An 11,866-nucleotide genomic window follows, 5' to 3' on the forward strand; every position below is an offset into this window, starting at 1 on the left:
TAATGAAAAAGTTAAAAGTAATGACGGTTGTCGGAACACGACCGGAGATTATTAGATTGTCAAGAGTATTATCCGCTTTGGATGCATCTGAAGCCATAGAACATATCATTGTTCATACAGGTCAAAACTATGACTATGAACTTAATCAGATCTTTTTTGATGATCTGGGACTTAGAAAGCCTGATTATTTTCTGGAGGCAGCTGGAAAAACTGCTACAGAGACGATAGGAAATATCTTAATAAAAATAGATCCGCTATTGGAAGAATTAAATCCAGAGGCATTTTTGGTTCTTGGAGATACCAATTCTTGTTTATGTGCAATTCCTGCAAAAAAGAGACATATTCCTATTTTCCATATGGAAGCAGGTAACCGATGTTTTGATCAAAGAGTACCGGAAGAAACCAACCGTAAAATTGTAGATCATACTGCAGATGTAAATCTTACGTATTCGGATATCGCAAGAGAATATTTACTTCGTGAAGGATTACCCGCTGACAGAATTATCAAAACAGGTTCGCCGATGTTTGAGGTTCTGAACCATTACTTACCAGAAATTAATGCATCTGATGTACTCAAGAAACTAAACTTAGAAGAAGGGAAGTTTTTCGTAGTATCTTCTCATCGAGAAGAAAATATTAATTCAGAAAAAAACTTTAGAGGTTTAATAGATTCTCTAAATGCTATAGCAGAGAAATATCAATATCCTATTATTGTTTCCACGCATCCAAGAACAAGAAATATGATCGATAAAATGAGAGTGGAGGTACGTCCTGAAATCCAATTTCTTAAACCTTTAGGATTCCATGATTATAATGCGCTTCAGAAACGCTCTTATGCAGTATTATCAGATTCAGGAACTATTTCTGAAGAATCCTCTATACTTAACTTTAGAGCTCTTAATATACGCCAGGCTCATGAGAGACCAGAGGCAATGGAAGAATCTAGTGTAATGATGGTAGGTTTATCACCGGAACGTATTCTACAAGGATTGGTGCAGGTTCAGCGACAGAAGATTGGAGATGAACGGAACTTCAGACAGGTTGCAGATTATTCTATGCCAAACGTATCCGAAAAAGTCGTAAGAATCATCATTTCTTATACCGATTATATTAAAAGAGTGGTCTGGAGCGAACAATAGATATATGAATGTTCTTGTAATAACACAGTATTTTTATCCGGAAAATTTCAAAAGTAATGATCTTGCTTTTGAACTACAGAAGAGGGGTTATGATGTGACAGTACTGACAGGTCTTCCTAATTATCCCGAAGGCAAAATTTATGATGGATATAGTATTTTCAAAAATAGAAAGCAGGTTGTAAATGGGGTAAAAGTAATAAGGTCGTTGCTTCTTCCAAGGGGTAAAGGAGGAGGTATACGTTTATTTATAAATTATTATAGCTTTGCATTCTTTGCATCCATTAAAGCTTTTTTTATGGGCTTTAATACTAAATTTGATGCTGTCATCGTACATGAACCTTCCCCAATAACGCAATATTATCCAGCTCTCTTAATGAATAAAATATGGAAAACACCAGTTTATTTTTGGGTAATGGATTTATGGCCCGAAAGTTTATCTATTGCAGGAGGTGTGAAAAATAAATGGATTCTGGGATATTATGAAAGGGTTATAAAAAAGTTCTATACAAATTCAGAAAAAATTTTGATTACTTCTAAAGGGTTTAGAAAATCAATCAATCAAAAAGGAAATTTTGATGATAAGATTGTTTATTTTCCAAACTGGGCGGAAGATACCATATCTGAAGGAAATAAAGATTTTTCTATTCCAAAACTACCTGAAGGATTCAAAGTGATGTTTGCCGGGAATATTGGTGAAGCTCAGGATTTAGAGAATATAATGCAGGCTGCTTTGGAGCTTAAAAACAAAGGAATCAAATTTATTTTAGTTGGAGATGGCAGGAAGATGCCGTATGTTAAAGAATTTATCGAAGAACATCAGTTGCAGGAAACCGTATTTACTATGGGAAGATATCCTGTGGAAGCGATGTCCAGTTTTTTTGATAAGGCTGATGTTATGCTTGTAACTTTAAAAGATGATCCTATTTTTAATCTTACCGTACCTGCAAAGCTACAAGCTTATATGAGTGCTTCAAAACCAATCATTGCAATGCTGAACGGAGAAGGAGCAGATAATGTTTTAGAGGCAGATTGTGGTTTTACAGTTTCTGCGGGTGATTATAAGTCACTGGCAAATACAATCCTTAAAGCTTCAGACCTATCTACAGATGTGCTTAATCAGCTAGGAGAGAATAGCAGAAAATATTATGAAAATAATTTTAGAATGTCTACCTGTATTTCAAATTTAGAAAATATTATTAAAAGGAAGTTATAGCCTGTTTTTTCAGATTTAAAATTTAATTTATGAATGTAATTATCACCGGAGCATCTGGATTTGTAGGTAAAAATCTTACAGAATATTTAAGACAGAAAGACAATCAAATTATTTCCTTATCTCTTAGAAATGAAGATTGGAAGAGTGATTTTCCAGCAAATGCTGATGCAGTTATCCATTTGGCAGGTAAAGCACACGACACATCCAACACTTCTGATGATAATGAATATTATAAAATAAATAGAGACCTCACGATTGAGTTATTTAATGAATTCTTAAAGTCAGAAATTAATCAGTTTTTTTATTTTAGCTCAGTAAAAGCTGCTGCAGATAGAGTAGAGCATATTCTGACAGAAGAAGTGGATGCTGATCCTTATACACCTTATGGTAAGTCCAAGAGAGAAGCTGAAGAATATATTCTTAATCAATCATTGCCTGCAAACAAAAAAGTATATGTGATTCGTCCATGCATGATTCATGGTCCGGGAAATAAGGGGAATTTAAATTTACTTTATAAGATTGTTAAAAAAGGATTACCCTGGCCATTAACTGCTTTTGAAAATAAAAGATCATTTCTAAGCATTGATAATTTAAATTTCCTGATAGGTCAGATGTTAATTAATGAAAATTTATCCTCAGGTATTTATAATTTTGCAGATGACAGTGCTATATCAACGAATGAGCTCATTAAAACAATTAATCATGCAGTCGGTAAAAAAGCGAAACTTTGGAACATATCAAAGACTATGATCGAGAAGGTTGCAAAGTTAGGTGATAAATTACATTTACCACTAAACTCGGAGAGATTAAAGAAACTGACTGAATCTTATATAGTTTCAAATCAGAAAATAAAAAATGAATTAAAAATAGAATCTTTACCTGTATCAGTACAGGAAGGATTAATTAAAACTGTACAAAGTTTTAACATCTAAAATATAACCTCAAACTACTAAACATTTCATAATGATACGTATACTCGATTTCTTATTCTCTTTTTTTGGAATTCTTTTTTTATGGCCAATAGGAATAATATTGTACATAATTGGTCTATTTGATACCGGATCACCTATTTTCTTTCAGGAAAGAGTGGGAAAACAAAAAAAGCCATTTAAGTTGATGAAATTTCGAACGATGCATGTCAATACAAAGTCAGTAGCCACGCATCTTTCAAGTAATTCTTCTGTGACGAAATTTGGAGGATTTTTACGTAAGTCAAAATTAGACGAGCTTCCTCAGCTTATTAATGTTTTAATTGGAGATATGAGTCTGGTTGGTCCAAGACCAAATCTTTTTAATCAAACTGATCTAATAGAAGAAAGAGATAAAAGAGGAGTTTACAATTTTCTTCCTGGGATTACTGGTTTAGCTCAAATTAATGAAATTGATATGTCAACACCTGTTGAATTAGCTGAAAAAGATGCAGAAATGCTGCGGAACTTAACAGTATCTGATTACCTAAAATATATTTTTGCTACAGTAGGTGGAAAAGGCCAGGGTGATAGAATCAAAAAATAATTGGACTTTGTTGTGTTGATCCAAATTACTCCTAATCCCTGTCATAAATTTAAAAACTAAGATCTAAATTCAATAGGAAAAGTTATATTTGCTTCTCAATAACACACGATGCAAGATAAAATTTGGCTTTCTCCTCCTCATCTATCAGGAAATGAAATACAATTCATTGAAGATGCCTTTCAGAAAAACTGGGTAACCTCTATTGGAAATAATATTGATGAATTTGAATTTGATTTAAAGAAATTTCTTGAGAATGACGTCGAAGTTTGTGCCCTGAATTCCGCTACATCAGCGATACATTTAGCACTGATATTATTAGGAATTACTAAAGGGGATGAAATACTCACATCCACTTTTTCATTTATTGCCTCAGCCAATCCCATTGTATATTGTGGCGCTCAGCCAGTTTTTATAGATAGTGAATCTGAAACTTGGAATATGTGTCCTATTGTTTTAGAGGAAGCAATCATAAATAGATTAAGAAAAGGTAAGAAACCCAAAGCTATTATCGTTGTAAATCTTTATGGGATGCCTGCTAAAATGGATGAAATTTTGTCAGTTGCTTCAAAATATGAAATACCCCTTATAGAAGATGCAGCAGAATCACTGGGCGCAAGATATAAAGGTAAAGCATGTGGAACTTTTGGGGATTTCGGCATTTTATCTTTTAATGGAAATAAAATTATTACAACTTCAGGAGGTGGAGCTCTGATATGTCATTCGCAAGAGACTAAAAATAATGCGATCTTCTTATCTACACAAGCCAGAGATGAAGCACCACATTATCAACATTCCAATATCGGATATAATTACCGAATGAGTAATATTATCGCGGGAATAGGTCGTGGACAAATGGAAGTTTTGAATGATCGGGTAGAAGCTCGTAGAAAAATGCATGATTTTTATTTGGAGTTATGCAAAGACATTGAAGGAGTGGATGTTTTTTCAGAACCGAGTGACGATTTTTATTCCAACCACTGGTTATCAGCCATTACAATTGATACATCAAAAACAGGAAAAACCAGTACGGATCTAAGATTGGCATTTTTACAGGATAACATAGAGTCCAGACCACTTTGGAAGCCTTTGCACATGCAGCCCATTTTTTCAAATAGTCCTTATTATGGATCAAAAATTGCTGAAAATCTTTTTGAAAAAGGGTTGTGCTTACCTTCTGGATCTAATCTTACAGAAAAAGATAAAAAACGAATAGCAGAGGTATTGAAAATTTTTTTCTCAAAATAGAAAAGTAATTTAATATTTTAATAATAGAATATATTTAATAGTTCAAAATCCGATATAGACACCTTAAGTTCCTTACTTGCTGAAGATTTCTTTATTCTTACAAACATATTTTATATATTTGTAAGGAATACGAATATTGTGAAAAAATACCCTTTTTGGAAAATGATGATGGATTATAGTATAGTAATTTCTACTGTAATAATATTATTGCCCTTACTTATTCTGTTATTATTGTTGGCCTCTTTGGATACTGGTTTCCCTGGGATTTTCACTCAAAAAAGGATAGGGCGGAATGCAAAACTTTTTACTATCTACAAATTCAGAACCTTAAGTCCGAAAACATTTGAAAAATCAACCATTGGTAATTTGATGAGAAGAACTAAACTGGACGAGCTTCCTCAGTTATTTAATATTTTGAAGGGAGATATGTCTTTAGTTGGTCCTCGTCCTGATATCCCTGGGTATTATGATAAGCTAGAAGGAAAAAATCGCCTTATTCTTTTTCTTAAACCAGGAATTACCAGTGAAGCCGGAATTAAGTACCGTAATGAAGAGCAAATCTTGTCTGAACAGAAAAATCCTTTACAATATAATGATGGAGTATTGTTTCCCGATAAAGTAAGAATGAATCTGGATTATTATCATAATCTTTCTTTTAAAAACGACATTGTTATACTCCTGAAAACCCTTTTAACGCTGAGAACATAGTTATTAATAAGATAAATGTTATATACCAATGAAATTCCTGATTAAAAATTTATGTTTTACAGCAAGCTTGTTTCTTGCATCTACATTGAATGCTCAAACAGAGGTAAAAGTTAACACCCTTTTTGCCCCAATAGGCATATATAATATAGCTGTTGAAAAGCCAGTCAGTAATAAAATTTCTTTACAGGCAGAAGCATTTGTCTCACCCTGGAAATCTTTTAGTGGAAGGAATTTGCAGATCTATATGGGAACCCTGGAAGGAAGATATTATTTTGGAGAGAGAATGAAGAAATGGTATGTTGGGACCTATGTTTCAATGGCAGCCTTCAATCTTCAAAAATGGAATTATTGGAATGACAAACCAGTACGGGATGAATTGGGACAAGCTGAGATATTGCCTGACGGAAGCGTCCGTGTGACGGGGAAATATCAAAAAGGCCTTGCATTTATTTTTGGAATAAGCGGTGGATATCACTTTACCATTAATGAAAATTGGGGACTGGATTTATATGCAGGAATAGGAACGACACAATCATTTTATAAAGGATATTTTAAAGATAATAACACAAGATATGAACATGCCACAAAATTCAATAAAAGTGGAGAATTAATACCTACAAGAGGAGGTCTCATGTTGACCTATAAAATAAAAAAATAAAAAAATATCTTTGTTTTGAACATTATGGATAAAGGAGATGTATATATATAATATCTTTAGTGAAAATAGGATACTATAAAAACAATTCCCCTGCAATCTTTTTAATAATTATTAAAAAGATTATCTAAAATAATAGATATATTTGCACACGTTTTAAATAAAGTGTTGTAATAGAATTTTTCAATTGATAATTTAATCCTTAAAAATGGATAAACTGAACTCTAAAGAAGTCGATGTAAAAGAACTTATAAGTCCATATTTAAAAAATTGGAAATATTTTTTCGGAATGATTTTCCTGATGTTGATATTGGCAATTTATTTTATAAAATCGACTGCTCCTGTTTATAAAGCTCAAACATCTGTACTTATAAAAGATGCTAAAAAAATGTCTGTAGCATCCGGAGATATTGGGGTGTTACAAAGTATTGGTGGTCTTAGTGGTATGGGTACCAATAGCATTGAAAATGAAGTTGGTGTTTTTGAATCCAAAACAATTGTAGAAGATGTCTTGAAAGAAAATAACTTTCAAACTCCTATATATGCTAAGCAAACATTTAATAGTGTAGAACTGTATGGGAATACAAATCCTTACATAATCAATATTATTCAGGAAAAAAAAGATTCCGAATTACCTAAGAAACCAATTTCTATTAAAACTAAAGGTAATGAAATCATATTGTCTTCTAAAGAATGGAAGAATGATATAAAAACTTCTTTTAATAAAACGACGAGCTTACCTTTTGCGGTAATAATGATCAGTAAGAATCCTGATTTTAAAGCACCTAAAAAAGTTGACCTTTCAGATGTTTATTTCAACTATAGTAATTTTGAAAGTACAGTTAATGATTATCAGGAGGCTGTAAAAGTTGATTTGTTGGATAAAGATGGAACTATTATAAATCTTTCTGTAGATTTTGAAAATAAAGATAAGGCAAAAGATTTTCTTAATGGTTTAGTAAGACAGTATAATGTCTACGCCATTAGTGATAAAAATATTGAATCTAAGAGAACGAAGGATTTTATTGATAAAAGAATTCTGCTTATTTCACAAGAATTGGGTGATGTAGAAACTCAAAAGGAAGGATATAAATCAGATAATAATATTGTCGATTTACCGACAGAAGCTAAAATTAATCTTCAATTGAAAGAACAGAGTAAAGCTCAGATTCTGGAAATAGGAACTCAGTTGGAACTTAATCAAATGCTTCAAAATTCTTTAAATAAAAAGGGGACAGGAGATGTTTTACCGCTTAATATAGGATTGGACAGTGAAACTGCTGGGAAAGCAATCCAGGAATATAACACACTTGTACTTCAAAGAAATAAATACTTGGAGGAAGCCACACCAGATAACCCGCTTGTAAAAAGTGCAAACAAACAAATTGAAGAAATGAAATCTTCTTTGACACAATCTTTGCAAAAAAATCAGGCGACATTGGAATTGGCAAAAAGAAAAGTAGAAAGCCAGTTAGGGGGTTCTGAGCAGATGATTGGCAAAATTCCAAGGCAAGAAAAATTATTTAGAAGTATTGAAAGACAGCAGCAAATAAAAGAAAATCTTTATTTATTACTTTTAGAAAAAAGGGAAGAAGCTGCGATCAGTATGGAGATAACTGCTGAAAAGGCAAGAGTAATAGATAAAGCATTTATATTTAAAAAACCCGTTGCACCTAGGAAATTAGTTATATTGGGAATATTTGCTGCCTTAGGTTTACTGATACCATTTGCAATCATTTATTTAAAAGGCCTTCTGCAAAGTACTATTGTTAGAAGAGCAGACCTTACTAAACTTACTGATTTACCGGTGATTGCTGAAATTCCAAAGCTGAAAAACAAAGAAAATGCACTCGTTACTTTTAATGATGTTTCGCCTATGGCTGAGGCCTTCAGGATATTTGTAACCAATTTGAATTTTTTATTACCTCGAAGAGATGTACCACATGTTATAATGGTCACCTCATCGGTAAAAGGAGAAGGAAAGACATTTGTTTCAACCAATTTATCAATCATATTAGCCTCTTCACGTAATAAAGTCTTGGTAATTGGGGCAGATGTTAGAAATCCACAATTACAACGCTACAATCCTTCAATGAAGACGGCAAAAGGTTTGTCAGAATTCTTAAGCGGAGAGGAAATCTCTATTAATGAAATTATTCATCCAAGTAGTTATAACGAGAACTGTGACTTTATTTATTCGGGTTCTATTCCTCCAAATCCGACAGATCTTTTACAGAATGGCAAGTTAGAAGAACTTTTAGACATTGCTAAAGCGCTAAACAAATACAAATATATTGTTTTGGATACGGCTCCTCTTTTATTAGTTACGGATTCTTTCCTTATATCAGATATGAGTGATGCTATCGTATATGTAACGAGGTCTGAGGTCACAGAAAAAAGCTATATAGAGTTTTTAAATAATTCGATAGGGGACAAAAAGCTCAAAAATGTAGGAATTGTATTAAATGAGGTGAAAGAATCTAACTTTGGCTATGGGAACAAGTTTGGATACGGATATCAGGCAGAGGAGAAAAAGTGGTGGAAGAAATATTTTTAGTATCGTCTTATAAAGTAAAGCATAGTAGGAAATGAAAAAAGATATTTTACACAAAATACAATCGAATGTATAAATAATTGACCTTAATGAATTTTTCTTCAAAAAAACTTACAATTAATGCTTTATCGGCAGTTATACAGGTTGTCTTTACAGCGTTGTTGTACTTTTTTTTGTATAAGTATTTATTAGCAGCGGTTGGTGTAAAGCAATTGGGAGTATGGTCTCTTATATTGTCATTTTCTTCTATTGCTAATTTGGCTAATTTGGGTCTGACTTCTGGATTGGTGAAGTTTGTTGCAGAATATCTTTTGGAGGATGACGAAACTAAACTGGGTAAACTAATATTTACTTCAATTTTGTCAATGTTGATCTTGTTTGGCACTCTAAGTTTACTAATTTTATCTTCTGCAAAATTTTTCTTGGGATTCGTAATTGATAAAAGTTTTTTAGATGTCGCATTAGAAATACTTCCTTATTCATTAGCTTCCCTTTGTATTAATGCCGTTGGAGGAGTATTTACATCCGTTTTAGAAGGGCACCAAAAAAATTACATCCGAAATTTTATTTACATCGCATCCGGGATTATTATGTTTGTTGGCACTATATTATTAACGCCTATTTATCACCTTAAAGGTGTTGCAATTGTACAGCTTTTACAATCTGTTTTTATTTTTGTAGTTGCCTTAATATGTACAGTTAGAATAAATCCTAATAATAAAATCCGTTATTGGAAGTGGAGTTTGAAATCATTCAAAGAACTTTTTAATTATGGATACAAATTTCAACTTGTATCCATAAGCCAGCTTTTATATGAGCCTGCTACCAAACTTTTATTGAGTAAATATGGTGGTCTTGCACTTCTTGGGCATTATGAGATGGCAACTAAAGCAGTGAATCAATTTAGAGCTTTATTGACGAATGCCAATCAGGTTGTAGTTCCTGTTGTTGCTGAAAAAGCAAAGGTTGGCGGATCTTCTTTTTTACAAGATTTCTATATTAAGATGAATCGTATTTTACTTTTATTCAATTTGCCATTATCCACGATCTTAATATTAGCAACTCCTTTCATATCTTTAGCATGGCTTGGTGATTTTAATAATGATTTCATTTTTTCTATGCTGGTCTTAACTGCTTCTTCATTTATTAATATTATGTGTGGGCCTGCTTATTTTAGCTCAATGGGAGAAGGACGGTTAAATATATTAGTTATCGTTCACATTGGTATGGCTGTTATTAATATTGTTTTAGGGATGATACTCGGTACATATTTAGGCGGGTATGGAATTATTATAGCCTGGGGAATTGCCCTTTCAGTAGGATCTGTTTTGGTTATTATCAATTACAATAGCTCTCTAAAGATTGGTTTTTGGAAGGTATTTCAAAAAGAAGAAATCAAATTGTTCTTTTTGAGTATATTAATTATAGTTATTAATGTTTCGTGTAATCAATTAATTTCTGCTGAAAAAAATATTTTAAAGATAATTATAGGTATACTTTCACTTTTTTTATATTTACCTGTTGTTTTGAAAAATGAAAACGTAAGGCAATTAATTTCATTAGTAAAAAAGTAAAAAGGTATGTTGGATAAATCTTATTTGCAAAATCCCTTTTCTGAGTATTTGAAATGGCTGATTACAAAAATAAAATACCAATCTAGATATCAGTATCTTAGAGTAGGGTATATGTCTAAATTATTCAATGTTGTTTTCGGTAAATACAACTGGCTTGGAAACAATGTGATTATGATAAACTCGTCAATTGATGATTTTTCTTATATAGCTGAAGGATCTGTCATAAGTGAAACGAAGATGGGGAAATTTTGTTCTATTGGACCCAGTGTTAGAACAGGACCAGGAAAGCACCCAACTCATACATTTGTTAGTACTCATCCTTCAATTTATTCAAATCCGACCAACCTTTTAAGGAATTTTTCTAAAGAAGATAATTATAAATATAGAAAAGATATTGTCATTGGGAATGATGTCTGGATTGGGGCAAACGCAATTATATTGAATGGTATTAAGATTGGTGATGGGGCAATAATTGGAGCCAATTCTGTTATTACTGCGGATGTAGAACCATATGCAATCGTTGTTGGTACACCAGGTAAATTAATAAAATACAGATTCTCACAAGAAGAAATTGATTTTCTATTAAAATTAAAATGGTGGGATAAAAGTAATGAATGGATAGAATTGAATTCTGAAAACCTGCTTGATATAAAAAAACTAATTAATCTAAATGCAATTTCATAATGATTTACTATAATTTAATATTGTATCCATTAAACAAATTGAAATTTGGAGCTTTCGGCTATAGATCTTCTATAAAAAATGTTATCCGAATCGAAAAACCAAAAAATATATTTATCGGTGAAAAAGTTTCTATTGGAAAAAATGCATGGTTAGCAGCAAATCCTCTAACAGGACATAAGGAGTGTAAATTGAAAATAGGAAGTAACACATACATAGGAAATTCAGCTCATATTTATTGTACAAAAAGTATTGTGATTGAAAACTCTGTGCTTATAGCAGATCGGGTTTATATTTCGGATAATCAACATGGTTATAAAGATATTAGTCGACCAATAATTGATCAACCGATAGTCCAACTTTCTGATGTTGTTATAAAAGAAGGCTCTTGGATTGGAGAGAACGTCTGCATCTCCGGTGCGAGTGTGGGTAAAAATAGTATTATTGGTGCAAATTCTGTAGTTACCAAAGATGTTCCTGATTATTGTATTGCTGTTGGTGCACCTGCAAAAATTATAAAACGCTACTCATTTGAAAAACAAGCTTGGCTGAAAACAGATGCTAAAGGGAATTTTACATAAA

General features: G+C 32.3%; 10 protein-coding genes and 1 pseudogene. All 11 read left to right on the plus strand.

Annotated features, from left to right (window positions below; all coding sequences use genetic code 11):
• The first annotated feature begins 2 nt into the window (after positions 1-2).
• Positions 3-1,139 carry a non-hydrolyzing UDP-N-acetylglucosamine 2-epimerase gene (wecB, locus tag NG806_RS20265; protein WP_214832692.1) on the plus strand — a complete coding sequence of 379 codons (1,137 nt, stop codon included), beginning with the start codon at positions 3-5 and terminating at the stop codon, positions 1,137-1,139.
• A gap of 4 nt (positions 1,140-1,143) precedes the next feature.
• The gene (locus NG806_RS20270; RefSeq protein ID WP_261511153.1) at positions 1,144-2,352 is read left to right on the plus strand and encodes a glycosyltransferase family 4 protein; all 1,209 of its coding nucleotides are present in this window, start codon (positions 1,144-1,146) and stop codon (positions 2,350-2,352) included.
• Between the two features lie 29 nt (positions 2,353-2,381).
• Positions 2,382-3,284: an NAD-dependent epimerase/dehydratase family protein gene (locus NG806_RS20275; RefSeq protein WP_261511154.1), complete on the plus strand. Its 903-nt coding sequence runs from the start codon at positions 2,382-2,384 to the stop codon at positions 3,282-3,284.
• Positions 3,285-3,315: 31 nt separating this feature from the next.
• Positions 3,316-3,867: a sugar transferase gene (locus tag NG806_RS20280; RefSeq protein WP_214832686.1), complete on the plus strand. Its 552-nt coding sequence runs from the start codon at positions 3,316-3,318 to the stop codon at positions 3,865-3,867.
• A gap of 108 nt (positions 3,868-3,975) precedes the next feature.
• The gene (locus NG806_RS20285) at positions 3,976-5,112 is read left to right on the plus strand and encodes an aminotransferase class I/II-fold pyridoxal phosphate-dependent enzyme (protein WP_261511155.1); all 1,137 of its coding nucleotides are present in this window, start codon (positions 3,976-3,978) and stop codon (positions 5,110-5,112) included.
• 138 nt (positions 5,113-5,250) lie between these two features.
• Complete coding sequence (locus NG806_RS20290; RefSeq protein WP_390882533.1) at positions 5,251-5,820, plus strand: sugar transferase; 570 nt, start codon at positions 5,251-5,253, stop codon at positions 5,818-5,820.
• Positions 5,821-5,848: 28 nt separating this feature from the next.
• On the plus strand, positions 5,849-6,478 hold the full coding sequence (locus tag NG806_RS20295; RefSeq protein WP_214832682.1) for a DUF3575 domain-containing protein: 630 nt from the start codon (positions 5,849-5,851) through the stop codon (positions 6,476-6,478).
• 205 nt (positions 6,479-6,683) lie between these two features.
• Positions 6,684-9,032 carry a GumC family protein gene (locus NG806_RS20300; RefSeq protein ID WP_261511156.1) on the plus strand — a complete coding sequence of 783 codons (2,349 nt, stop codon included), beginning with the start codon at positions 6,684-6,686 and terminating at the stop codon, positions 9,030-9,032.
• An 86-nt stretch (positions 9,033-9,118) separates the two neighbouring features.
• Positions 9,119-10,603 (plus strand): lipopolysaccharide biosynthesis protein, encoded by a 1,485-nt coding sequence (locus tag NG806_RS20305; protein WP_214832678.1) that lies wholly within the window; start codon positions 9,119-9,121, stop codon positions 10,601-10,603.
• Positions 10,604-10,993: 390 nt separating this feature from the next.
• Positions 10,994-11,186: pseudogene (locus NG806_RS23055) on the plus strand (DapH/DapD/GlmU-related protein); the annotation flags it as partial.
• A 100-nt stretch (positions 11,187-11,286) separates the two neighbouring features.
• Positions 11,287-11,865 (plus strand): acyltransferase, encoded by a 579-nt coding sequence (locus NG806_RS20315; protein ID WP_261511158.1) that lies wholly within the window; start codon positions 11,287-11,289, stop codon positions 11,863-11,865.
• Position 11,866 lies beyond the last annotated feature (1 nt).

Source organism: Chryseobacterium paludis (assembly GCF_025403485.1).
GTDB classification, from domain to species: domain Bacteria; phylum Bacteroidota; class Bacteroidia; order Flavobacteriales; family Weeksellaceae; genus Chryseobacterium; species Chryseobacterium paludis.

Excerpts from the sequence above, each read along its gene's own strand:
- wecB (WP_214832692.1), top strand. The coding sequence starts at position 3 with ATGAAAAAGTTAAAAGTAATGACGGTTGTCGGAACACGACCGGAGATT.
- NG806_RS20270 (WP_261511153.1), top strand. The coding sequence starts at position 1,144 with ATGAATGTTCTTGTAATAACACAGTATTTTTATCCGGAAAATTTCAAA.
- NG806_RS20275 (WP_261511154.1), top strand. The coding sequence starts at position 2,382 with ATGAATGTAATTATCACCGGAGCATCTGGATTTGTAGGTAAAAATCTT.
- NG806_RS20280 (WP_214832686.1), top strand. The coding sequence starts at position 3,316 with ATGATACGTATACTCGATTTCTTATTCTCTTTTTTTGGAATTCTTTTT.
- NG806_RS20285 (WP_261511155.1), top strand. The coding sequence starts at position 3,976 with ATGCAAGATAAAATTTGGCTTTCTCCTCCTCATCTATCAGGAAATGAA.
- NG806_RS20295 (WP_214832682.1), top strand. The coding sequence starts at position 5,849 with ATGAAATTCCTGATTAAAAATTTATGTTTTACAGCAAGCTTGTTTCTT.
- NG806_RS20300 (WP_261511156.1), top strand. The coding sequence starts at position 6,684 with ATGGATAAACTGAACTCTAAAGAAGTCGATGTAAAAGAACTTATAAGT.
- NG806_RS20305 (WP_214832678.1), top strand. The coding sequence starts at position 9,119 with ATGAATTTTTCTTCAAAAAAACTTACAATTAATGCTTTATCGGCAGTT.
- NG806_RS20315 (WP_261511158.1), top strand. The coding sequence starts at position 11,287 with ATGATTTACTATAATTTAATATTGTATCCATTAAACAAATTGAAATTT.